Here is a 22,513-nt window from a genome sequence, read left to right as displayed (position 1 = left end):
ACGGGGGCCGCCGTCGTCGTGCGTCTCCACCCCTTTGATGTCGAACCGGACAGGACGCCCATGACCTCGACCGAAACCCGCCGCTCCGATCTGCGCAACGTGGCCATCGTGGCCCACGTGGACCATGGCAAGACCACGATGGTGGACGCCATGCTGCGCCAGACCGGTGCCTTCAACACGCACGGCGACGTCGCCGAGCGGGTCATGGACTCCGGGGACCTGGAGAAGGAGAAGGGGATCACGATCCTCGCCAAGAACACCACGGTGTTCTACTCCGGCCCGTCCGCCCCCGAGGGCGAGACCGTCACCATCAACGTGATCGACACCCCCGGCCACGCCGACTTCGGTGGCGAGGTGGAGCGCGGCCTGTCCATGGTGGACGGCGTCGTGCTGCTCGTGGACTCCTCCGAGGGCCCGCTGCCCCAGACCCGCTTCGTGCTCCGCAAGGCCCTGGCGGCCAAGCTGCCCGTGATCCTCGTGGTCAACAAGACGGACCGCCCGGACGCGCGCATCGACGGGGTCGTCTCCGACTCCATGGACCTGCTGCTCGGCCTGGCCTCGGACCTGGCCGAGGAGGACCCGGACCTGGACCTCGACTCGGTGCTGGACGTCCCCGTCGTCTACGCCTCGGGCAAGGCCGGCCGCGCCTCCCTGACCCAGCCCGCCGACGGCGCCCTGCCGGAGGCCGAGGACCTCGAGGCCCTCTTCAACGTGATCATGGAGCACATCCCGGCCCCGTCCTACACCGAGGGCGAGGTCCTCCAGGCGCACGTCACCAACCTGGACGCCTCCCCGTTCCTCGGCCGCCTCGCCCTGTTGCGCATCTTCAACGGCACCCTCCGCAAGGGCCAGCAGGTCGCGTGGGCCCGCCAGGACGGCGCCCTGAAGACCGTGAAGATCACCGAGCTGCTGGCCACCAAGGGCCTCGGGCGCGTGCCCGCGGAGGAGGCCGGCCCGGGCGAGATCGTCGCCGTCGCCGGCATCGAGGACATCATGATCGGCGAGACCCTCACCGACGCGGAGAACCCGAAGCCGCTGCCGCTGATCACGGTGGACGACCCGGCCATCTCCATGACCGTGGGCATCAACACCTCCCCGCTGGCCGGCCGCGTCAAGGGCGCCAAGGTCACGGCCCGCCAGGTGAAGGACCGCCTGGACAAGGAGCTGATCGGCAACGTCTCGCTCAAGGTGCTCCCCACCGAGCGCCCGGATGCGTGGGAGGTGCAGGGGCGCGGCGAGCTCGCCCTGGCCATCCTCGTGGAGCAGATGCGCCGCGAGGGCTTCGAGCTCACCGTGGGCAAGCCGCAGGTGGTCACCCGGACCGTGGACGGCAAGGTCCACGAGCCGATGGAGCGCATGACCATCGACATCCCCGAGGAGTTCATGGGCGCGGTCACGCAGCTCATGGCCGCCCGCAAGGGCCGCATGCAGGAGATGTCCAACCACGGCACGGGCTGGATCCGCATGGAGTTCCTGGTCCCGGCCCGCGGTCTGATCGGGTTCCGCACCCGCTTCCTCACCGAGACCCGCGGCGCAGGCATCGCCTCCTCCTACGCGGCCGGCTACGAGCCGTGGACCGGTGAGATCGAGTACCGCACCAACGGCTCCCTCGTGGCCGACCGGGCGGGCACCGCCACGCCGTTCGCCATGATCAACCTGCAGGAGCGCGGCACCTTCTTCGTGCAGCCGGGCGCTGAGGTGTACGAGGGCATGATCGTGGGCGAGAACTCGCGCGCCGACGACATGGACGTGAACATCACCAAGGAGAAGAAGCTCACCAACATGCGTGCGGCCTCCTCCGAGTCGTTCGAGGGCCTGACGCCCCCGCGCCGGCTCACCCTCGAGGAGTCCCTCGAGTTCGCCCGCGAGGACGAGTGCGTGGAGATCACCCCCGAGGACATCCGCATCCGCAAGGTCGTCCTGGACGCCAATGAGCGCCTGAAGGCCGCGCGCGCCCGCGCCCGTGCCTGAGCGTCCCCGCCGCCGCGCCCGGCCCGCCGACGTGGTGGGCGGGGCGTTGCTCGGCGTCGTCGCCGGCGCGCTCGGCACCGCCGTCCATCTGAACCTGGCCTCCCTGCCGGGCGGCTGGACCCTGCCCTGGGGTGCGGTGCTGGCGCTTGTGCTCGTGGGCTCGACACAGCGCTGGTGGATGGTCCGACGCGCGGGCCGCGGCGGGCGCGCCCTGCCGGCGGGGGCCGCGGTCGTCGCCGGCGCGTTCACCGCCGTCCTGGCCCTGCAGCGCCTGCCGGTGGACGACGCCCTGGGGGTGTCCTGGACGGCCGGCCTGTGGGCGGCGGCGCCGGGCGCCGTCGTCGCCTCCGTGGCCTGGAACGTCGGCCAGCCGGTGCTCGGTATGGTCCTGTTGGCCGCGGGCCGGCGGCTGGACCGCCGACCCGCGGAGGCCGCCGAGGCCGCCACGCGCCCCCGCCGGGCCACTGTGACCGCCCGCGAAACGCGTCCGGGGGAGCGAGTACCCTGGACCGCAGCCCCGCAACCCCGTGCCCAGAGAGAGGTGGACGGTCAGCCATGACCTACGTGATCGCGTTGCCGTGTGTGGACGTCAAGGACAAGGCGTGCATCGACGAATGCCCCGTGGACTGCATCTACGAGGGTGAGCGCATGCTCTACATCCACCCGGACGAGTGCGTCGACTGCGGTGCGTGCGAGCCGGTGTGCCCCGTCGAGGCCATCTACTACGAGGACGACACCCCCGACGAGTGGGCCGAGTACTACAAGGCCAACGTCGAGTTCTTCGACGACCTGGGCTCCCCGGGCGGCGCCGCCAAGCTGGGCATGATCGCCAAGGACCACCCGATCATCTCCGCCCTGCCCCTGCAGAACGCCGACGCCTGAGCCCCATGCTGACGCTGCCGGACTACCCGTGGGACACGCTCACCCCCTACCGTGAGCGTGCCGCCGCCCACCCGGACGGCGTCGCGGACCTGTCCATCGGCACGCCCGTGGATCCGACGCCGGACCTGATCCGCCGGGCCCTGACCGAGGCCGCCGACGCGCACGGCTATCCGACGACGCACGGCACGGACGCCCTGCGTCGCGCCGTCGTCGACTGGTACGCCCGGCGCCGCGGGGTGCCCGGGCTGGACCCGGCGGCCGTGGTGCCCACGGTCGGGTCCAAGGAGTTCATCGCGTGGCTGCCCACGCTGCTCGGGCTGGGCGCAGGCGACGTCGTCGTCCACCCCGAGGCCGCCTACCCCACCTATGCGGTGGGCGCGCTGCTGGCCGGGGCGGAGGCCGTGGCCGCGGACGACCTCGACGCCCTGGCGCCCGAGGTGCGTGAGCGGGTGCGCCTGGTGTGGACCAACTCGCCGGCCAACCCCACCGGCGCCGTGCTGGACGCGGCGGCGCTGCGCCGCACGGTGGACGCCGCCCGTGCCGTGGGCGCCGTGGTGTGCGGGGACGAGTGCTACGCCGAGCTCGGCTGGGACGCGTGGGACGGGGCCGTCGTGCCCTGCATCCTGTCCGACGAGGTCTCCGGCGGCGACCTGACGGGCCTGCTGAGCGTCTACTCGCTGTCCAAGCAGTCCAATCTCGCCGGCTACCGCGCCGCGTTCGCCGCGGGGGATCCGGAGCTCGTGGCGACCCTGGTCAACACCCGCAAGCACGCGGGCATGATCGTGCCCGCCCCGGTGCAGCACGCGATGGCCGTGGCCCTGGCCGACGACGCGCACGTCGCGGAGCAGAAGGACCGCTACCGCCGCCGTCGGGACGCGCTGCGCACCGCGCTGGAGGTCTCCGGCCATGCCGTGGACCACTCCGAGGCGGGGCTGTACCTGTGGACTCGGCGGGCGGACCGGGACCCGGCCGACGCCACGGCGCAGGACTCGTGGGACCTGCTGGGCGAGCTGGCGGACCTGGGCATCATCGCCGGGCCCGGCGTGTTCTACGGTGCCGGCGGCGACGGCTACGTCCGCGTGGCGATCACCGCCACGGACGAGGCGGTCGCCCGGGCCGCGGCGAGACTCACCGCCCGCGGGCCTCGGACCGGCTGAGCCGGGGCCGAGGGCCGTCGTCGGGGGAAGCGACCGCGCGCCCCGGGCCGGTCCTTGATAGTTTGGAGCAGAGTCGTCCCCGCGTGGGCGCGCCCACACGGGCGCGCGAACCCGGGCCATCGAGAAGAGAAGACGAGGGAGCACACCCGTGACCCATCACGAGTCCGTCCGGCTGACCGTCGGCGAGCAGAGCCTGGACCTGGGCGTCGAGCACGCCACAGAGGGCAACAACGGCATCAACATCGCCCCGCTCCTGAAGGAGACCGGCGACGTCACCTACGACCCGGGCTTCATGAACACGGCGAACGCCAAGTCGGCCGTCACGTTCATCGACGGTGACCAGGGCATCCTGCGCTACCGCGGCTACGCCATCGAGGACCTCGCCGAGCACTCCTCCTTCATGGAGGTGGCCTACCTGCTGATCTACGGCGAGCTGCCCGAGTCCAAGGAGACCCTGGAGGCCTGGGAGACCAACATCCTGCGCCACAACATGGTGCACGAGGACCTCAAGCTGTTCTTCAACGGCTTCCCGCGGGATGCGCACCCCATGCCGGTGCTGTCCTCCTCCGTGTCCGGGCTGTCCACGTTCTACCCGGACTCCCTGGACCCGCACGATCCGGAGCAGGTCCACATCTCCACCGTGCGTCTGCTGGGCAAGCTGCCGGTGCTGGCCTCCTACGCGTTCAAGAAGTCGCTGGGCCAGCCGTTCATGTACCCGCACAACTCGCTGAACTACGTGGAGAACTTCCTCCGCCTGTGCTTCGGCGTGCCGGCCGAGGAATACGACATCGACCCGGACGTGGTCAAGGCCCTCGACCTGCTGCTCATGCTGCACGCCGACCACGAGCAGAACGCCTCCACCTCCACGGTGCGCCTGGTCGGCTCCACCCAGGCCAACCTGTTCGCCTCGGTGTCCGCCGGCATCAACGCCCTCTACGGCCCGCTGCACGGCGGCGCCAACGAGGCCGTGCTGAACATGCTCCGGAAGATCAAGTCGGAGGGCATCACGCCCGAGGACTTCATGGAGAAGGTGAAGAACAAGGAGGACGGCGTCCGCCTGATGGGCTTCGGCCACCGCGTGTACAAGAACTACGACCCGCGGGCCAAGATCATCAAGAAGACCGCCGAGGACATCCTGGGCAAGATGGGCGGCAACGACGAGCTGCTGGAGATCGCCCAGCGTCTCGAGGAGAAGGCCCTCGCCGACGACTACTTCGTGGAGCGCAAGCTCTACCCGAACGTCGACTTCTACACCGGCGTGATCTACAAGGCCATGGGCTTCCCGGAGAAGATGTTCACCGTCCTCTTCGCCCTGGGCCGCCTGCCCGGCTGGATCGCCCAGTGGCGCGAGCTCATGGAGGACCCGGCCACCAAGATCGGCCGCCCGCGCCAGATCTACGTGGGCGAGCAGCTGCGCCAGTACCCGCAGCGCTGACCCGGGGGCGCTGACCCTGGGGCGCTGACCCTGCGTTTGGGGGCGGTTTCGGGTGGTATTCCGACGGAATACCACCCGAAACCGCCCCCAATGCGTTCGCCGGAGCGTCTTCATGTCGAGGCGGAGTGGCCGAGGCGGCGTCGGACCACCGCGACGACGCCACGGAAGTCCTCGCGCCCATCGGCCCAGGTGACGCGGAGCGTCGTCCAGCCGCGCGCCTGGCCGTAGCGGTCCCGGCGGGCGTCGCGCGCCTGCTGCTCCCGCGTGCGGTGCCCGGCACCGTCGTACTGCAGGGCCAGGCGCACGTGGCGGTAGGCGAGGTCGGCCACGGGGGAGAAGGGGTCCTCGGGTTCGAGCGCGGCCTGCAGCCCCGGCTCCGGCAGCCCGCCGGCCACGAGGGCGAGGCGCAGGCGGGTCTCGGGCGGCGAGTCCGCCCCGACGCGAACGGAATCCAGCGCCTCCCGGGCGGCCGGGCGGCCGTGGAAGCGTCCGGACGCGTGCAGCGCCGACCGCAGCGCGGCGATCGTGGTGGCCGGATCCGTCCGGCCCGCGGGCGTCCACGGGTGCCGGACGGCGTGGTCCCCGGCGGCCACGAGGTCCTCGAACGTCCACGGGGGAGTCAGGGAGCACAGGTCCAGCCAGGTGCGATCGACCGTGGTGACGCGCAGGCCGTGCACGTGCGTGACGAACTCGGGCGCCAGCGGCCGCCGGTGGTCCATCAGACCAGCCCGCCGGACGCGTCGTGTCCCCCGGGCCACGGTGAGGTGAACCGGCGGGTCGACGTCGAGCTCGCCGGTCGCCGGGTCGCGCCGCCGCCAGGCACGCGCGGGCATCGGCAGACCGTGCAGGTGGGCCGCGGTCTCGTGGGAGAGGACGGCATCCGGGCGTCGGCGCAGAAGCGCGGCAAGGTGATCGGGGGAGAAGCCGTGCCCGGGCTCGGGCAGGCCCAGGTCGGCCCATCCCGTGCCAGGGTGCGCCCGCTGCCGGTGGAAGCCCTGTCCGACCCGCTCCAGGTCCGACCGGCGGGCGCGGTCGGGCGGCAGCCCCAGTCGGGCCAGGTCCGTGGCCAACAGGACGGCGGGCTGGTCGGGCGGCAGAGGAGTCACGACGCGCGGCATGCACCCATCGGACGACGCCGGCGGGGCGCCCGGGGCGCGCTGGCCGCGGCACGGGGATGACGCGCGGGGCGGGCGCTGCTGTGCAGGAGCCGACGGCCCGCGCCGCGTGCCGCCGTCGTCGCCCCGCCCCCGGACCGCCGTGGAGCTCCGGGGGCGATAGTGGGCGTTATCCCGACGGGATACCACCGGAAATCGCCCCCAAACGCGGCGCGGAGGGAAGGGTCGCGGGCTGGCAGCCGGGTGCGCCGGGTCAGTTCGCGTGCAGCGCCGCGTTCAGTTCGACGGTCCGGCCGGCGCGGGGGAGGGCCTCGACCCCGCCCGTGGTGGAGTTGCGGCGGAACAGCAGGTTCGGCACGCCGGAGAGGTCCACGGCCTTCACGGTCCGCGCCGCCTCGCCGTCCTGCAGCACGCTCACGCGCGTGCCTGCGGTGACGTACAGACCGGCCTCGACCACGCAGTCGTCGCCGACGGAGATGCCCACGCCGGAGTTCGCGCCGAGCAGCACGTGCTCGCCGATCACGATCCGCTGGGTGCCGCCGCCGGAGAGCGTGCCCATGATGGACGCGCCGCCTCCGACGTCGGACCCGTCGCCCACCACGACTCCGGCCGAGATCCGGCCCTCCACCATCGAATGCCCCAGGGTGCCCGCGTTGAAGTTCACGAAGCCCTCGTGCATCACGGTCGTCCCCTCGGCCAGGTGGGCGCCCAGGCGCACCCGGTCCGCGTCGCCGATGCGCACCCCGGAGGGCACGACGTAGTCCGTCATGCGCGGGAACTTGTCCACGCCGTACACCTGCACGGCGCCGCGGGCACGCAGCCTCGCCCGCGTCAGCTCGAAGTCCGCGACCGCGCAGGGTCCGTGGTTCGTCCACACCACGTTGGTGAGCAGCCCGAAGACGCCGTCGAGGTTGAGCTCGTTCGGCCGCACCAGGCGGTGCGAGAGCACGTGCAGGCGCAGCCACGCGTCCGCGGTGGAGGCCGGGGCGGCGTCCAGGTCGACCTCCAGCTCGACGACGGCCTGCGTGGTCCCGCGGTCCGCGTCGTCCGCGGCGAGGGCGCGCAGGGTGTCGCGCAGCGAGGCGTCCGCAGCGGAGAGCGGACCGGCCACGGGCGCGGGGAACCACACGTCCAGGACGGCGCCGTCGGCGGCCGTGGTGGCCAGGCCGTGGCCGGAGACGAGACGGGGGGAGGGCTGCTGTGCAGCGGTCTGGGTCATGCGCCTCAGCCTAATGAGCGGCCGGGGCACGCTGCAGGGCGGCGAGAGGCCCGTCCGTAGACTGGACACATGAGTCTCACCCCCGTGCCCCTGCCCGACCTCGCCGATCCGGACCTCGACGTCGCGGCGCTCACCGCCATCCTGCTGGACGTGCGCTCCGTCTCGGGGGAGGAGGGGCCGCTGGCCGACGCCGTCGAGCAGGCCCTGCGCGCCCTCGGCGGCCTCGAGGTGCGGCGGTTCGGCGACGCCGTCGTCGCCCGCACCGCTCTGGGGCGGCCGACCCGCGTGATCCTCGCCGGGCACCTGGACACGGTGCCCCTGCCCACCGTGCCGGGCTCGCGCGGGACCGTGCCCTCGGCGTGGGACGGGGACGTGCTGTACGGCCGCGGGGCCGTGGACATGAAGTCCGGCGTCGCCGTGCAGCTGGCCCTGGCCGGCCGCTTCGGCCGCGCGGACGGCCCGACCCCCGTGCACGACGTCACGTGGGTGTTCTACGACCACGAGGAGGTCTCCTCGGACCTCTCGGGCCTCGCCCGCGTGGCCCGCCAGGCCCCCGAGCTGCTGGAGGGCGACTTCGCGGTGCTGCTCGAGCCGACCGACGGCGTCGTGGAGGGCGGCTGCAACGGCACGTGCCGGTACCGCGTCACCTTCTCCGGTGTCGCGGCGCACTCGGGCCGCGCCTGGCGCGGCGACAACGCGATCCACAAGCTGGCCCCCGTGCTCACCGCCCTGGCGGCGTACGAGCCGGCCACGGTCACGGTGGAGGGCCTGGAGTACCGGGAGGGGCTGCACGCGATCCGCGTGGCCGGCGGCGTCGCGGGCAACGTCATCCCGGACGAGGCGTCCGTGGACCTGAACTACCGGTTCGCTCCGGACAAGACCCTCGACCAGGCCCACGCGCACGTCCGCGCGGTGCTGGAGGGGGCCGGTGTGGACTGGGACGCCCAGGTGCGGATCGACGACGCCTCGCCCGCCGCCCGCCCCGGTCTGGACCGGCCGGCCGCCGCCGCGTTCGTCGCCGCCGTCGGGGGAGAGCCCCAGCCCAAGTACGGGTGGACGGACGTGGCGCGGTTCTCCCAGCTGGGCGTGCCCGCGGTCAACTTCGGCCCCGGCGACGCCCTCCTGGCCCACACGGACGACGAGCACGTGCCCCGCGAGGCGGTCCACGCGTGCCTCGCGGCGCTCGCGGCCTGGCTGGCCGGCTGACCCGACGACGTCGGCCGCCGCCACCCGCCGGACCCGCGGGCCCGCCGCGCCCGCCGCCGGGTCAGGCCGCCGTGGCCGTGGACGCCCCGACGAGCGGGGTCGTGGGGGTGCTGGCGTCGCCGGCCGTCCGCGACGACAGCCGCCGCGAGAGCCGGGTGGCCGCCCAGGTGAGGAGGAAGTTGATCACGATGAAGATCACCGCGGCCACCACGAGGGACTGCAGGATGTTGCCGTTGCCGGAGCCGAGTTGGCGGGCGTACTGCAGGAGTTCGAAGAAGCCGATGAGGTAGCCCAGCGCCGAGTCCTTGAGGATCACCACGAACTGGCTCAGCAGTGAGGGCAGCATGGCGATGAGGGCCTGGGGCACCTCCACGAGCCGCAGGGACTGCATGCTCGTCATGCCCACCGCCGCGGCCGCCTCGCGCTGGCCGCGCGGCAGCGAGCGCACCCCGGAGCGCACCAGCTCCGCGATCACGGACCCGTTGTACAGGGTCAGCGCCGCGATCACCGCGTAGTACGGGCCGTCCTGGGGCTGGATCGCCCCGGTGCGCGCGACCTGCGCGAACAGCTGGTAGAAGAACACCATCATCACGAGCACCGGCACGGCCCGGAAGAACTCGACGACGACGGCGGCCAGCCAGCGCATCGGGCCGAACGGGGCCAGCCGCAGGAAGCCGAACACCAGGCCGAACACCACGGAGGTGACCACGGCGATGCCCGCGGACTGCAGGGTGAACTGCAGGCCCGGCAGGTAGTAGTTCCGCCACGCGTCGCCGTCGACGGCGGCCAGCCAGCGGCGGCCGGAGAGCTGGCCGGTGGCGTTCATCTGGATCAGGACGAGCACCGCCACGGTCAGGACCGCGGCGAGGGCGACGAGGTTGGCGAGGAGGATCCGCCGGCGGGCGATCGGGCCCGGGGCGTCGAAGAGGACGGAGGCCTGGGCGCTCATCGGGCCACCGCCCATTTCTCCGAGGCCCACGTGGTCAGCAGGCCGATGGGGATGACGATCAGGCAGAAGCCGATCGCGAAGGTCAGGAAGATCGCCACCATCACGTCCGGGCTGAACTCGATCATGCGCTTCATCAGGCCCGAGGCCTCCGCCACCGACGCCGCGGCGGCGACGGTGGTGTTCTTGGTCAGCGCGATCACGGTGTTGCCCAGCGGGGTGATGGCCCCGCGCAGCGCCTGGGGCAGGATCACGTGGCGGGCCGCGGGCAGGAAGCCCAGGCCGATGGAGCGGGCGGCCTCGGCCTGCCCGAGCGGGACGGTGTTGACGCCGGAGCGGATCGCCTCGCACATGAACGCCGCGTGGTAGAGCGAGAGTGCGATCACGGCGTAGATGAAGAAGTTCAGCGTGAAGTCGGACGAGAAGCTGACCTTCAGCTGCCCCCAGACGGCGAGCACGCCGAGCAGCATGATGATCGTCAGCGGGGTGTTGCGGACCACGTTGACGTAGCCGGTGCCGAGGGCGCGCAGCGAGGGGACGGGCGAGATGCGGAACAGGGCGAGCACCACGCCGAGGACGAACGAGCCGAGGGTCGCGAGGAACGCGAGCCTGATGTTCGTCCAGAACGCGAGCGGGATGTCCGCGCCGTAGTCCGCGAGGAGCGAGGAGATCGATTCCATGTCTTCTCCGAGGGTCGGGACAGGGCTGACGGGCAGGGGAGCCGCCGGGCGGGCCGAGGGCGACGGCTCAGGTCACGTCCTCGGCCCACCCGGCCGCGGGGCTGTCAGGCGCAGGGCTCGAACTCGGCGTCCTCGCCGGAGTTCAGCGTCTCGTCGTAGGTGTAGCCCGTGCCCTCGGTGTTGGACTCGAGGGCCTTCTTCCACTCGCCGGAGCCCTTCATCTCCTGGATGGCCTCGTTGATGTCCTCGCAGCGCTCCGAGTCCTTCGGCAGGCCGACGCCGTAGCGCTCCGTGGTGAAGGTGTTGCCGACGACCTTGAACTTGCCCTTGTTGGCGTCGGCGGCGGCCAGGCCCGCGAGGATGATGTCGTCCGTGGTCACGGCGTCCACCTGGCCGGACTCGAGGTAGGTCACGCATTCGGCGTAGCCGCCCTGCTCCACCAGGTTCACGCCGGAGGCGAACTGGTCCTTGATCTTCTGGGCCGAGGTGGAGCCGGTGACGGAGCAGAGGTTCTTCCCGTCGAGGGCCTCGGGGCCGGTGATCGCGGTGTCGTCCGCGCGGACCAGCAGGTCCTGGCCGGCCACGAAGTACGGGCCCGCGAAGTCGACGCGCTCCTTGCGGGCGTCCGTGATGGAGTACGTCGCGAAGATCATGTCGACCTCGCCGTTCTCCAGGGCGTTCTCCCGGTTCGCGGACGGGGTCTGGACCCACTCGATGTCCTTCTCGGCCACGCCGAGCTTGTCCGCCACGTAGCGGGCCACGTCCGTGTCGAAGCCGGTCGGCTGGGCCGAGCCCTCGCGGTAGCCCAGGCCCGGCTGGTCGAACTTGATGCCGATGCGCAGGCGCTCGCCGGAGCCGGACGACGTCGACTCGCCGGCCGAGGACGAGCCGGCGGCGTCGCCACCGCCGCCCTGCGACGAGGAGGGGGCGCAGGCGGTGAGGGACAGCGCGGCCGCGGCGGTGACGGCGGACAGGGTCAGGAGCTTCGTGCGGAGCATGGTGCTCTCCTCTGGTTCGGTGCGGTGGGGTGCGACGGGGGACGGGGTCAGTGCGCGAGGATCTTGCCCAGGAAGTCCTGGGCGCGCTCGTGTCGGGGGTTCGTGAAGAAGGTGTCGGGGTCGGCGTCCTCGAGGATGGCGCCGTCGGCCATGAAGACCACGCGGTCCCCGGCCTTGCGGGCGAAGCCCATCTCATGGGTGACCACGACCATGGTCATGCCGCCCTCGGCGAGCTGGACCATGACGTCGAGGACCTCCTGCACCATCTCGGGGTCGAGGGCGGAGGTCGGCTCGTCGAAGAGCAGGGCCTTCGGCTCCATCGCCAGGGCGCGGGCGATGGCCACGCGCTGCTGCTGCCCGCCGGAGAGCTGGGCCGGCATCTTCCTGGCCTGGGCGGCCACGCCCACGCGCTCGAGCAGCTCCATGGCGTGCCGCTCGGCGTCCGCCCGGCGCTTGCCCTTCACCTTGATGGGCCCGAGGGTCACGTTCTCCAGGATCGACTTGTGCGCGAAGAGGTTGAAGGACTGGAAGACCATGCCGATCTCGGCGCGCAGCTGGGCAAGCTGCCTGCCCTCGATGGGGAGCGGCCGTCCGTCGATCAGGATGCGGCCGCCGTCGTCGTCGATGGTCTCGAGCCGATTGATCGTGCGGCACAGCGTCGACTTGCCGGAGCCGGACGGGCCGAGGACGATCGCCACCTGGCCGCGCGGGATCCGCAGGTCGATCTGCTTCAGGGCGTGGAAGTCGCCGAAGTGCTTGTTGACGCCCTCGAGGACGATCAGGTCATCGCCCGCAGCACCGCGACGGCGCCGCACACCGGCCTCGTCGGGGAGGTGGGCGCCGTGGGGCTGCTCAGGCGTGATCTGCGTCATGCCAGTGGAATATAGCGCACGTCACACCCGGTGCGGTGCGCCGTGGGACGCCGGCCCTGGCGGCCCGCCGGCTCGTTAGGCTGGCGCCATGGCCCCACATGAGCACCCCTCGGGCGGCGACGTCGCCGCCGCGCGCCAGCGCGTCCGCCACGGCGGGCAGGTCCTGCGCGGGGACGCGGCACACACCCCCACGTTCGACCAGCTCCTCCTCGACGGCCGGCGGCCCGGCGACGACGCACGCCCCGCCGCCGACGTCGCCTCGACGACGTCCGAGGCCTGGCGTGTCCTGCGCATCCAGGCCGAGTTCGTCGAGGGCTTCGGCACCCTCGCGGGGCTGGGTCCCGCGGTCTCCGTGTTCGGCTCCGCGCGTACGCCCGAGGGCAGCGCCGAGTACGCCCTGGCCCACGAGGTCGGGACCCGCCTGGCCCAGGCCGGGTACACGGTCATCACCGGCGGGGGGCCCGGCACCATGGAGGCCGCCAACCGGGGCGCCCACGAGGCCGGTGGAGAGTCCGTGGGCCTGGGCATCGAGCTGCCGTTCGAGACCGGTCTGAACCCCTGGGTGCACGTGGGGGTGGACTTCCGCTACTTCTTCGTCCGCAAGGTCATGTTCCTCAAGTACGCGCAGGGGTTCATCGTGCTGCCCGGCGGCCTCGGCACCCTGGACGAGCTCTTCGAGGCCCTCACCCTCGTGCAGACCGGCACCGTCACCCGCTTCCCCGTGGTCCTCGTGGACCGCGGCTTCTGGGGTCCGCTCGTGGACTGGATCCGCGGCACGCTCGTGGAGCGCGGCATGATCTCGCCCGAGGACCCGGACCTCTTCCACCTCGTGGACACGGCCGAGGAGGCCGTCGCGTGCGTGCTCCGCTCGGCGGGGAGGGCCGACGCGTGAGCGGGCCGCAGTGGATCGTCCTCGTGGCCGTGCTCGTCGTCGTGCTGGCGGCCCTGGCCGCCGCCCTCGCGGGCCGGCTCACGCTCCGGGCCGACGACCCGGCCGGACGGATGCCCGGGCACCCCGTGCTGCTGCCGGAGCGGCCGCGCGCGGCGGATGTGGACCTGCTGCGGCTGGCCGTCGCGGTGCCCGGCTACCAGCGGGACCAGGTGGACGCCGTCCTGCTGCGGCTGCGGGACGCCCTCGCGGAACGCGAGGACGAGGCGACCGCGCTGCGGGCCCGGGTGGCCGAGCTCGAGGCCGCCGACCCCTCCCGGGGCGATCCGGCGGGGTACGCCTGAGTCGCGGGCCGGGCTCGGTGCGGGCCATCGTTTGGCGCGCGCACGCGGAATCCGCGATAATGGTGATGTGACCGGCCTCGCGCACGCCCGCGTGCGGGGGCGCCGGAGGCGTCCGGACAGCGCCCGCTCCCGCGGTCACCGGACGCCGTGACGGGAACATCATCCAGAAGGGAAGTCGCAATGGCCGCCATGAAGCCCCGCACCGGGGACGGTCCCATGGAAGTGACCAAGGAGGGGCGCAGCCTGATCATGCGCGTGCCGATCGACGGCGGCGGCCGTCTCGTGCTGGAGATCAACGCGGACGAGGCCCGCGAGCTCAAGGAGTGCCTCGAGGGCGTCATCCAGGCCTGAGCCCGGACCCCTTCGACGCGGACGCCCCGCGCACCGTCACGGTGCGCGGGGCGTCCGCGTCCCCGGCGACGCCGCGGATCAGCGGCGCACCGCGATCAGCACGCCCGTGCCGGAGGGGACGACGGCGGACAGCCAGTGCTCGTCCTCCCGGATGAGGCGGTCCACCGCCCGGGCGGACACGGTGGACTCGTCGCGCACGGCGGGCCGGGGAACGCGGTCCCCGTCGAGGGCGTCCACCACGACGAGCACGCCGCCGGGGGCGAGCATGCGCGCGGCCTGCTCGACGTCGAACTGACGCGCGGCCGGGTCCCCGTCCACCAGGACCATCTCATAGGCGCCGCTCGTGAGCCGGGGGAGGACGAGCCGGGAGCGCCCCGTGATCATGCGGGTGCGGCTCGTGGGCAGGCGGGCCTCCGAGAACGCCTCGCGGGCCGCGCGCTGGGCCTCCGCGTCCGGGTCCACGGTGGTGAGGACCGTGCGCTCGGGCAGACCGCGCATCAGGGCGAGGCCCGAGACGCCGGCGCCCGTGCCCACCTCCACGACCGCCGCGGGGGCACGCGTGGCCGCCAGCACCGTCAACAGGGCCGCCGTCCCCTCGCTCACCGGCGGCACGTCCAGCTCGGCGGCGCGCTCGCGGGCGCGCAGGACGACGTCGTCCTCGGTGGCCCGGCTCTCCGACCAGGCCCAGGACGCGTGCTTGTCGGTGGGCTGGGGCTGCAGGGCGCTCATGGCTGACTCCGGGACGACGACGGCGGGACCTCGCCCGCGGCACGGGCGACGCGGGCCAGTGTACGGGTCGGCACGCGGCCGCGACCCAGAGTTCTCCCAGGAGGCGGGCCGATGATGGGAGATGGCACGAACCGGCTCCCGCCATGTGGGAGGCCGTTCGCCGGGCCGAGGACGCGAGGACCGAGGAGGTGGCCGCATGGGACGTCGACACACCCAGCGCCACATGGACGCCTACCTCGAGGGCGCCCTCCCCGCCGCGTCCCGGGCGCGCATCGCCCGCCACCTGGACCGCTGCCCCGAGTGCCGCGCCACGGTCCAGGCCCGGGCCCGCGTGCTCGACGCCGCCCGCACGGTGCACCAGCGTCCGGCCGGCGCCGTCGTCGCGCCGGTGCTGCGCGCCCGCGGCGTCTCCGGCCGCCTCGTGGTGGGGCTGCTGACCTTCGTCGTCCTGTTCGGAGGGCTGTTCGCCGCGGTCTGGGTGGCCGGCGCGCCCCGCACCGCGGCCCTGCGCACGGCCCCGACCCCGACGGACACCGTCGCCCTGCCGGCAGCCGGGACCGCGTCGACGGACCGGCGCGGCACCGTCGCGGAGCTGCGGGGTCAGGGCTGGACGGTGCCCTCCCTCGTGGGGGCCGGCCTGGAGCCGCTCACCGTCGACACCGCCCAGACGGCCGAGGACGTGGAGGTCGTCGTCGGCTGGGGTCGGGACGAGCCGACCGTGACCGTCCGCGAGTGCCGACCCCGGATCGTGGGAGCCGCCCCGGAGGGCTGTGCCTCGACCGCGCCCCTGAGCACGGGGGCGCAGGAGCGTCGGCTGGCCGGCGGCGGCGTCTACCGGATCGTCCCGGCGGGGGAGCAGGACGGCTGGACGGCCGAGCTGACCACGCCGCAGGCCGCCTACCGCGTGGAGGCCAGCCTGCCGGACGAGCGCGCCGACGCGGTCCTCACCCACCTGCTGGTCTCGGAGCGGGCGCGGGTGCTCGAGCTCGGGAGTGGTGACGCCGTCGAGGAGCGCCTGGAGCGGGGCCTCGAACGCATCGCGGACGCCGTGCCGCGCCCCCGCGGCTGAGCCGCCCCGTCCCCGCGGCTCCGGGCTGTGGGGCGGTGCCGCTCTAGTAGAGTTCGGAGGGTGTTTGGTATCAACGGCAGCGAGTTCATCATCTTGGCGGTGCTCGCGATCGTCATCCTCGGGCCGGAGAAGCTCCCCGAGTACACGCGCGCCTTCACCGACTGGCTGCGCGTCATGCGCGACAAGGCCGAGGGTGCCAAGGCGCAGTTCAAGGAGGAGACCGGCACGGACTTCGACGAGGTGGACTGGCGCAGGTACGACCCCCGCCAGTACGACCCGCGCCGCATCATCCGCGACGCGCTCCGCGAGCCCGCCGGCGGCTCGTCCACGCCCGCGTCCCGCGCGGCGCAGGCGACGGGCGTCAGCGCCGAGGACGTGCACGGCGGCCTCACCCGCCAAGACCTGACGGACATGGATCCGCGCACGCTCTTCCGCCGCCCCGCCGGGGCCGGCAGCACCGCCTCCGCGGAGTCCGGCTCCGCCGCCGCACAGACCCGGTCGAGCGCGCCCGCCGCGGGGGCGGCAGCCGTGGGCGGTGCCGCCGCAGCCCTGATGGCCTCCGGCCGCGCCGAGGCCCTCGCCGAGGAGCGCCCTGCCGCCGTCGAGACCGAACCGGACCCCCTCGAGCTGCTCGGGCTGGCGCCCGCCCCCTTCGACGTCGACGCGACCTGACGCCGTCGCGCGCGCCGGGGGCCCCGACCGGGGCGCCGGCCCCCGAGGTCAGCGCGGGGTGACCGGAAGGCGCCGCCCGGCCAGCCCGCGCGGCCGCACGGCCAGCCGCTGCGCGATCTGGGTCAGCGCCCGGCCTGCGGGACTCTCCGGCGCGGACACCACCACGGGTTCGCCGGCGTCGCCGCCCGCGCGCAGCGCCGGGTCCAGGGGGACGGTGCCCAGCAGCGGCACCTGCGTGTCCAGCACCCCGGACAGCCGCTCCGCCACCTCGGCACCGCCGCCGGTCCCGAACACGTCCAGGACGGTGCCGTCCGGCAGGGTCATCGGCCCCATGTTCTCCACGACGCCGGCCACGGTCTGCCCCGTCTGCTCCGCCAGCTGACCGGCGCGCGCGGCCACCTGCGCGGCGGCGTGCTGCGGCGTGGTCACCACGAGCAGCTCCGAGGCGGGCAGCAGCTGCGCCGTCGAGATCGCGATGTCCCCGGTGCCCGGGGGCAGGTCCACGAGCAGCACGTCCAGGTCGCCCCAGTGCACATCCGTGACGAACTGTTCGAGCGCGCGGTGCAGCATCGGCCCGCGCCAGGCCACCGGCCGGTCCGCGTCGAGGAACATGCCGATCGAGATGACCTTCACGTCCCGCACCACGGGGGGCAGGATCATCCGGTCCAGCTTCGTCGGGGTGGCGGTCACGCCCAGGAGCCCGGGGATGGAGTAGCCGTGCACGTCCGCGTCGATCAGGCCGACGGCGAGCCCGCGCGCGGCGAGCGCGACCGCGAGGTTGGCCGTGACCGAGGACTTGCCCACGCCGCCCTTGCCCGAGGCCACCGCGAGGACGCGCGTGAGCGTCCCCTCCCCGAACGGGTTCGTCGGCCGAGTCGCGCGCAGGGCGTCCTGCAGCGCCAGGCGGCGCTCGGGCTCCATGACCCCGACGCGAACGTCCACGGATTCACAGCCGGGCACGACGGCGACGGCGGCGGCCACGTCCGTCTGGATCGTCCCGCGCAGGGGGCACGCGGCGATCGTGAGCAGGACCGCGACCTCGACGACGCCCGGGGCGGTCTCCACGACCGACTCCACCATGCCGAGGTCGGTGATCGGGCGGCGGATCTCGGGGTCCTGGACCGTGGCGAGCCGCTCCAGCACCCGGCGCTCGAGGTCGGTGCGGACCTCGGGCACGGGCAGGCCCAGGGCGCTCATCGGCCGCCCCCGTCCACCGGGCCCGCACCGCCGGCGGGGCCGGTCACCGGACCGGACCCCCCGGCCTCGCGGGCCTCCTGGGCCTCCTGCGCCGCGAGGGTGGCGAGCGTGGTGGTCGTGGGCTCGGCGCCGGCGTCGCCGCGCCGCGCATCCCGGCCGCGGCCCTTGGTCTTCTTGTTCTTGCGGGGCTGGGCCTCGGCGACCGGGAGGCCGGCGCGCAGCTCCTCCCGGATCTCCTCCCGGATCTCCTCCCGCAGCTCGGCGCGCAGCGCCTCGCGGAGGTCGTCCCTGAGGTCGTCCTGGACGCCGCGCAGCTCGCCGCGCACGAAGTCGCGCGTGGCGACCTCCTGGACGGCCAGCCGCAGACCGGCGATCTCGCGGGTGAGGAACTCGGTGTCGGTGAGGTTGCGCTCGGCGCGGTCACGGTCCTCGCGCAGCGCGACCCTGTCCCGGTCGTCCTGGCGGTTCTGCGCCAGCAGGAGCAGGGGTGCGGCGTAGGACGCCTGGAGGGAGAGCATGAGCGTGAGCGCGGTGAAGCCGAGCTCGGCGGAGTCGAACCGCCACGCCATCGGGCCGAACGTGTTCCAGCCCAGCCAGGCGGCGCAGAACAGCGTCATCCAGACGAGGAACTGCGGGGTGCCCATGAAGCGGGCGATGCCCTCGGTGGCCTCGCCGAAGGCGTCCGGGTTCGGGGCCAGCCGGGGCACGCGGCGCCCGCTGGCGCTCAGCGGGGTGTCCAGGCCGGTGCCGCGGCCCGGGCGCAGGTCTCGCGCGGTCTGGGTCATGCTCACACCTCCGGTGTCGTGCGGCGGCGGGCCGCGGGGTCAGGTTGCGGGGCGGGTCTCGGCGTCGTCGAGGTCCATGGCCCGCCAGTCGTCGGGCAGGATGTGGTCGAGCAGGTCGTCCACGCTCACGGCCCCGACGACGCGGTCCTGCTCGTTCACCACGGGGATGCACGTGAGGTTGTAGGTCGCGAGCTCGCGGGTCACGTGGGCGATGGGGGCGAGGTCCGAGACGGCCTCGAGATCCTTGTCCATGATGTTGCCGATCGCCTCCGGCGGCGGGTACCGCAGCAGGCGCTGGAAGTGGACGACGCCGAGGAACCGGCCCGTCGGCGTCTCCAACGGCGGCCGGGCCACGATCACGAGCGAGGCCAACGCGGGGGAGATCTCCTGCTGTCGGATGGTCGCCATGGCCTCGGCCACGGTGGCCTCCGGGGGGAGGATGACCGGCACGGGGGTCATGAGCGAGCCCGCCGTGCCCTCCTCGTACTCGAGCAGGCGCCGGACGTCCTCGGCGTCCTCCGGCTCCATGCGTTCGAGCAGCAGCTCCTGCTGGGAGTCGGGCAGCTCGTGGAGCAGGTCCGCCGCGTCGTCCGGGTCCATCTCCTCCAGGACGTCGGCGGCGCGGTCGATGTCCAGCTGGGAGAGGATCTGCACCTGGTCGTCGTCGGGCAGCTCCTGGAGCACGTCCGCGAGGCGTTCGTTCTGCAGCTCCCTGGCGACCTCGACGCGGCGCTTCTCCGACATGTCGTGGAGCATGTCCGCCAGGTCGGCGGGCTTGAGGTCCTCGTGCGCGGCGAGGAAGCTCGTGGCCCCCTGCGGGTCGGCCTGCGCCGTCCAGCGGGCCTCGTCCCAGTTCAGCAGGAGGTGCTCGCCCCGCTGGGCGCGGCCGAAGGGGCCGCGGCCGACGATGCGGCGCACGTACAGGTCCGAGACCAGCCAGTCGCCGTTGCGCTGCTGCTCCAGCCCGATGTCCTCCAGGAAGGCCTCGCCCGACCCGTCGGAGAGGCGCACCTTCCGGTCGAAGAGGTCGGCGGCCACCATCTGCTCGGCGCCACGGCGGGAGAACCGGCGCAGGTTGATCAGCCCGGTCGTGATGATCCGGCCCGAGTCCATGGACGTCACCCGCGTCATCGGGACGAAGACGCGCTTCTTGCCGGGGACCTCGATCACGAGGCCGGTGGCGAACGGGGCTGCGGCGGGGCCGCGGTCCAGCACGACGACGTCGCGCAGCCGTCCCAGGCGGTCGCCGAGGGGGTCGAAGACGTCCAGGCCCAGCAGGCGGGCCACGAAGATCTTGGGGGAGCTCACCGACCCAGCCTACGGCGTGCCGGACCGCGGCTCCGTGTCCGCGTACGGCGGACCGCCGCCCGCCCGGGCGCCGGGCCGGGCACAATGGGTCCATGTCGTTCATGATGTCCAACCCTCAGCCCGGCGCCGAGCAGGGCCTGCCCCGCGGAGAGCTGCTGGCCACCTACGCCACCTACGCGCAGGCGCGCGAGCAGGTGGACCGCCTCGCCGCCACGGACTTCCCCGTGAGCGCCGTGTCGATCGTGGGCAAGGACCTGCGGGTCGTGGAGCGGGTGCGCGGCCGGCTGAACTACGCCCAGGTGGCGTTGTCCGCGGGTGTGCGCGGCGTGTTCTTCGGCGGACTGATCGGCATGTTCCTCTACCTGCTGGCCCCCGAGGCCGGCCCGGGGCAGATCCTCACCTCCATGCTGCTGGGCCTGGCGGTGTGGCTGATCTTCGGCGTGATCGGCTTCGCGATGCGTCGGGGCCAGCACGGCTTCGCGTCCTCGCAGGCCGTCGTGCCGACGGCCTTCGACCTCGTGGTCGCGTTCGACCACGCCGCCCGCGCCCGCCAGGAGCTGGGCCTGGGCGGTGCCGCGGCCCCGACGCCGCAGCCGGCCCCGCAGCCGGCGCCCGCCCCCGCCGCGGAGGAGGCCGGGGGCGGGTCCGTGCAGGCCACCCCGGCCGCCGCGCCGTCGTCGGGCGGGTCCCACGCGGCGCCCGCTCCCGGCGGACCCGAGGCGCCGGCCCGGCCCGTCCCGGAGGCGGACCCCGCGCCCACCGGCCTGGACCGCTCCTACGGCGTGACCCTGCCCCCGGAGGAGGTCGCCAAGCTCATCGAGGCGCGCGGCGGCCACCCGCCCCGGCCCCAGGACGAGCCGCGCGGCTGAGCCCCGTCAGAGGGACCAGGACTCGAGCCGCCGGAGCATGTCGCGCTTCTTGCTCGCATGACCGTGCATCCGGCCCAGGATGTCGCCGAGGACGGTGACGGCGCGGTCGATGTACGGGCCCTTGTTCAGCATCGCGGCCTCGGCCCGCTGCGCCATCGCGGCGTCCGTGATCTCCGCCCGTGAGGGCAGGCCGGTCTTGGCGAGGGACTCGAGGACCTGGGTGGCCCAGATCGCGGGCACGTGCGCCGCCTCGCACAGCCACAGGATCTCCTCCTGCAGCTCGGCCATCCGTGCGAAGCCGGCCTCCACCGCCAGGTCGCCACGGGCGATCATCACCCCGACGTCCCGCCAGCGCATCGCCTCGAGCAGCATCCGCGGCAGCTGCCGGAAGGCCTCCACCGTCTCGATCTTCAGCGTGATGTCCACGTCCGGTGCGTCCTCGGCCTCGAGCGCGTCGATCAGCTGGGCCACGTCCTCGGCCGAGCGGACGAAGGACATGTTCACCATGTCCGCGTGGCGGGCCGCGAACGGGATGTGGGCGAGGTCCTCGTCCGTGAGGGCCGGGATGTCCAGGTGCGTGTCCGGGAAGTTCACGCCCTTCTCCGCCTTGAGCTTCGCCCCGCGCGGGCCGGCCTGGGTCACCTCGAGGGTGATCTCGTCGTCGGACACCGCCGTGATCCGCGTGCCGATCCGTCCGTCGTCGAGGGAGACCCGGTCGCCGACCGCCGCGTCCGCGAACGCCTGCGCCAGGGTGAGGCCGATCCGGTAGGGCGGCGTGTCGACCGCGGGAACCGGTTCGAGCGAGCGGGTCAGCACGATCTGCTCGCCCTCGTGCACGCGCATCGACTGCTCGAGCGGGGGCAGCGGTCCCACCTCGAGCGGACCGTGCGGCGTCGTCAGTGCCGTGCCCGTCGCCCAGTAGACCGTCTTCTCCGCCCGCACGAGCACCCCCTGGCCGTCCACCTGCTCGACCTCGAGCCTGCGGTGTGCGCCACGCGCGTCGGTCAGCTCGATCTCGTCGCCGCGCTGCAGGACCGCCAGGGTCGTCCCCTCCGGGTCCGCGAGCGGCACGACGACGGCGCCGTCCGGCCGGTCCGCTGTGGCCACGGCGTCGTGGGGCCCGGCGGCGAGCCACACGCGGGAGGGCTCGGTGACGATCCCGGAGGGGTCCCGGGCGGGCTTCACCTTCACGACGCGCGGTCCCGGCTCGATGGGGCCGGTGCGCACCTTCGGCCCGGCCAGGTCCATCGCGACCAGGGGTGCGGGCCGGCCCGCACCGGCACACCGGCGGACCGCCGCGATCATGGCGGCCCACGCCTGCTCGTCGTCGTGGGCGCAGTTCACGCGCGCCAGGTCCATGCCGGCCTCGGCGATCCGGGCCACGAGCTCTGGGTCCGTGGCGGCCTCGGAGGGCATGGTCACCATGATGCGCGCGTCCCGGTCGCCGCGGGCCGGACCGAGCAGGCTCGCCGCGTTGCGGGCGAGGATGGCGCGGCCCTCGGCGGAGGTCAGGGCGTCGTCCTCGGGCGCGGGGGCGGGGTCGCCGTCGAGCGCGCGGGCGGCGGCCAGCACCGCGTCCACGTGGCCCAGCACGCCGGCCTCCATGCGGCCCAGAGAGGACAGTCCGGCGTCGCTCAGCGCCTCCTGCAGGGGCCGCAGGTCGGTGCCGCGCAGGGCGACGTAGTGCACGAGGTTCCGGGCCGAGGCCCGGTGGCGCTCCCGGACGCGGGAGATGAGGTCGGCGTGCTCCGCCTCGGCGGAGAGGAGGCGGTCGCGGAGGGCGGTGAGCTCGGTGGTCAGGTCGATACCCATGGTCCGA

Annotated in this window: 23 protein-coding genes; 12 read left to right on the top strand and 11 right to left on the bottom strand. The window is 73.6% G+C overall.

Features of this window, described 5'->3' with window-relative positions; all coding sequences use genetic code 11:
* The first annotated feature begins 60 nt into the window (after positions 1-60).
* The 5 genes from typA (at position 61) to J1M40_RS05345 (ending at position 5,445) form a co-directional block, all read left to right on the top strand.
* Positions 61-1,971 carry a translational GTPase TypA gene (typA, locus tag J1M40_RS05365; protein WP_148408396.1) on the top strand — a complete coding sequence of 637 codons (1,911 nt, stop codon included), beginning with the start codon at positions 61-63 and terminating at the stop codon, positions 1,969-1,971.
* Entirely contained in the window at positions 1,964-2,530 is a 567-nt protein-coding gene (locus tag J1M40_RS05360) for a hypothetical protein (protein WP_206450534.1), read from the top strand. Before typA ends, J1M40_RS05360 begins: the two co-directional genes overlap by 8 nt.
* Positions 2,527-2,853 (top strand): ferredoxin, encoded by a 327-nt coding sequence (gene fdxA, locus J1M40_RS05355; RefSeq protein WP_002855160.1) that lies wholly within the window; start codon positions 2,527-2,529, stop codon positions 2,851-2,853. Before J1M40_RS05360 ends, fdxA begins: the two co-directional genes overlap by 4 nt.
* Before the next feature lie 5 nt (positions 2,854-2,858).
* Positions 2,859-4,010, top strand: coding sequence for a succinyldiaminopimelate transaminase (gene dapC, locus J1M40_RS05350; RefSeq protein ID WP_206450533.1), 1,152 nt, complete (start codon positions 2,859-2,861; stop codon positions 4,008-4,010).
* A 148-nt stretch (positions 4,011-4,158) separates the two neighbouring features.
* Complete coding sequence (locus J1M40_RS05345; protein WP_073117070.1) at positions 4,159-5,445, top strand: citrate synthase; 1,287 nt, start codon at positions 4,159-4,161, stop codon at positions 5,443-5,445.
* Positions 5,446-5,555: 110 nt separating this feature from the next.
* Here J1M40_RS05345 and J1M40_RS05340 read toward each other — a convergent pair whose 3' ends face one another.
* Together J1M40_RS05340 and dapD are read right to left on the bottom strand one after the other, a co-directional pair.
* Positions 5,556-6,551, bottom strand: coding sequence for a DUF559 domain-containing protein (locus J1M40_RS05340; RefSeq protein WP_245231861.1), 996 nt, complete (start codon positions 6,549-6,551; stop codon positions 5,556-5,558).
* Between the two features lie 262 nt (positions 6,552-6,813).
* A complete protein-coding gene (gene dapD / locus J1M40_RS05335) occupies positions 6,814-7,779 on the bottom strand; it encodes a 2,3,4,5-tetrahydropyridine-2,6-dicarboxylate N-succinyltransferase (RefSeq protein WP_036382673.1) in 966 nt (321 codons plus the stop codon).
* A gap of 69 nt (positions 7,780-7,848) precedes the next feature.
* On the opposite strand from dapD, the gene dapE reads away from it, so the two are divergent.
* Positions 7,849-8,985: a succinyl-diaminopimelate desuccinylase gene (dapE, locus tag J1M40_RS05330; protein WP_036382675.1), complete on the top strand. Its 1,137-nt coding sequence runs from the start codon at positions 7,849-7,851 to the stop codon at positions 8,983-8,985.
* 61 nt (positions 8,986-9,046) lie between these two features.
* Here dapE and J1M40_RS05325 read toward each other — a convergent pair whose 3' ends face one another.
* The 4 genes from J1M40_RS05325 to J1M40_RS05310 all read right to left on the bottom strand — a co-directional run bounded on the left by J1M40_RS05325 (position 9,047) and on the right by J1M40_RS05310 (position 12,391).
* Positions 9,047-9,934, bottom strand: a complete 888-nt coding sequence (locus J1M40_RS05325) for an amino acid ABC transporter permease (RefSeq protein ID WP_036382705.1) — start codon at positions 9,932-9,934, stop codon at positions 9,047-9,049.
* The gene (locus J1M40_RS05320) at positions 9,931-10,611 is read right to left on the bottom strand and encodes an amino acid ABC transporter permease (RefSeq protein ID WP_036382677.1); all 681 of its coding nucleotides are present in this window, start codon (positions 10,609-10,611) and stop codon (positions 9,931-9,933) included. The genes J1M40_RS05325 and J1M40_RS05320 overlap by 4 nt, the downstream gene beginning before the upstream one ends.
* Before the next feature lie 104 nt (positions 10,612-10,715).
* Entirely contained in the window at positions 10,716-11,609 is an 894-nt protein-coding gene (locus J1M40_RS05315; RefSeq protein ID WP_044659402.1) for a glutamate ABC transporter substrate-binding protein, read from the bottom strand.
* Between the two features lie 47 nt (positions 11,610-11,656).
* A complete protein-coding gene (locus tag J1M40_RS05310) occupies positions 11,657-12,391 on the bottom strand; it encodes an amino acid ABC transporter ATP-binding protein (RefSeq protein ID WP_200891086.1) in 735 nt (244 codons plus the stop codon).
* Positions 12,392-12,569: 178 nt separating this feature from the next.
* On the opposite strand from J1M40_RS05310, the gene J1M40_RS05305 reads away from it, so the two are divergent.
* The 3 genes from J1M40_RS05305 (at position 12,570) to J1M40_RS05295 (ending at position 14,065) form a co-directional block, all read left to right on the top strand.
* Complete coding sequence (locus J1M40_RS05305) at positions 12,570-13,373, top strand: TIGR00730 family Rossman fold protein (RefSeq protein ID WP_044659404.1); 804 nt, start codon at positions 12,570-12,572, stop codon at positions 13,371-13,373.
* The gene (locus J1M40_RS05300; RefSeq protein ID WP_036382707.1) at positions 13,370-13,714 is read left to right on the top strand and encodes a hypothetical protein; all 345 of its coding nucleotides are present in this window, start codon (positions 13,370-13,372) and stop codon (positions 13,712-13,714) included. Before J1M40_RS05305 ends, J1M40_RS05300 begins: the two co-directional genes overlap by 4 nt.
* Positions 13,715-13,894: 180 nt before the next feature.
* A complete protein-coding gene (locus J1M40_RS05295) occupies positions 13,895-14,065 on the top strand; it encodes a DUF3117 domain-containing protein (RefSeq protein WP_002855133.1) in 171 nt (56 codons plus the stop codon).
* 78 nt (positions 14,066-14,143) lie between these two features.
* Here J1M40_RS05295 and J1M40_RS05290 read toward each other — a convergent pair whose 3' ends face one another.
* Positions 14,144-14,794, bottom strand: a complete 651-nt coding sequence (locus J1M40_RS05290; protein WP_036316483.1) for an O-methyltransferase — start codon at positions 14,792-14,794, stop codon at positions 14,144-14,146.
* A gap of 196 nt (positions 14,795-14,990) precedes the next feature.
* Here J1M40_RS05290 and J1M40_RS05285 point away from each other — a divergent pair, with 196 nt between their 5' ends.
* Both J1M40_RS05285 and J1M40_RS05280 read left to right on the top strand, forming a co-directional pair.
* Entirely contained in the window at positions 14,991-15,863 is an 873-nt protein-coding gene (locus J1M40_RS05285; protein WP_170720322.1) for an anti-sigma factor, read from the top strand.
* 60 nt (positions 15,864-15,923) lie between these two features.
* Positions 15,924-16,535: a Sec-independent protein translocase TatB gene (locus J1M40_RS05280; RefSeq protein ID WP_170720320.1), complete on the top strand. Its 612-nt coding sequence runs from the start codon at positions 15,924-15,926 to the stop codon at positions 16,533-16,535.
* Between the two features lie 48 nt (positions 16,536-16,583).
* Here J1M40_RS05280 and J1M40_RS05275 read toward each other — a convergent pair whose 3' ends face one another.
* Genes J1M40_RS05275 through J1M40_RS05265 form a run of 3 tightly spaced genes read right to left on the bottom strand, consistent with a single transcriptional unit; the run spans position 16,584 to position 19,825 of the window.
* Positions 16,584-17,732 carry an Mrp/NBP35 family ATP-binding protein gene (locus tag J1M40_RS05275; RefSeq protein WP_206450532.1) on the bottom strand — a complete coding sequence of 383 codons (1,149 nt, stop codon included), beginning with the start codon at positions 17,730-17,732 and terminating at the stop codon, positions 16,584-16,586.
* Positions 17,729-18,517 (bottom strand): DUF1003 domain-containing protein, encoded by a 789-nt coding sequence (locus tag J1M40_RS05270; protein ID WP_206450531.1) that lies wholly within the window; start codon positions 18,515-18,517, stop codon positions 17,729-17,731. Before J1M40_RS05270 ends, J1M40_RS05275 begins: the two co-directional genes overlap by 4 nt.
* A gap of 39 nt (positions 18,518-18,556) precedes the next feature.
* Entirely contained in the window at positions 18,557-19,825 is a 1,269-nt protein-coding gene (locus J1M40_RS05265; protein ID WP_010080556.1) for a CBS domain-containing protein, read from the bottom strand.
* 92 nt (positions 19,826-19,917) lie between these two features.
* On the opposite strand from J1M40_RS05265, the gene J1M40_RS05260 reads away from it, so the two are divergent.
* Complete coding sequence (locus tag J1M40_RS05260; RefSeq protein WP_010080557.1) at positions 19,918-20,694, top strand: general stress protein; 777 nt, start codon at positions 19,918-19,920, stop codon at positions 20,692-20,694.
* A 6-nt stretch (positions 20,695-20,700) separates the two neighbouring features.
* Here J1M40_RS05260 and J1M40_RS05255 read toward each other — a convergent pair whose 3' ends face one another.
* Complete coding sequence (locus J1M40_RS05255) at positions 20,701-22,506, bottom strand: pyruvate kinase (protein WP_036382693.1); 1,806 nt, start codon at positions 22,504-22,506, stop codon at positions 20,701-20,703.
* Positions 22,507-22,513: the final 7 nt, after the last annotated feature.

Origin of the sequence: Micrococcus sp. KRD026, from assembly GCF_017168445.1 — a bacterium.
In the GTDB taxonomy this organism is placed as follows: Bacteria; Actinomycetota; Actinomycetes; order Actinomycetales; family Micrococcaceae; genus Micrococcus; species Micrococcus luteus.
The sequence above is the reverse complement of the archived record's forward strand: the minus strand, read 5'-3'. Positions and strand labels throughout refer to the sequence as shown.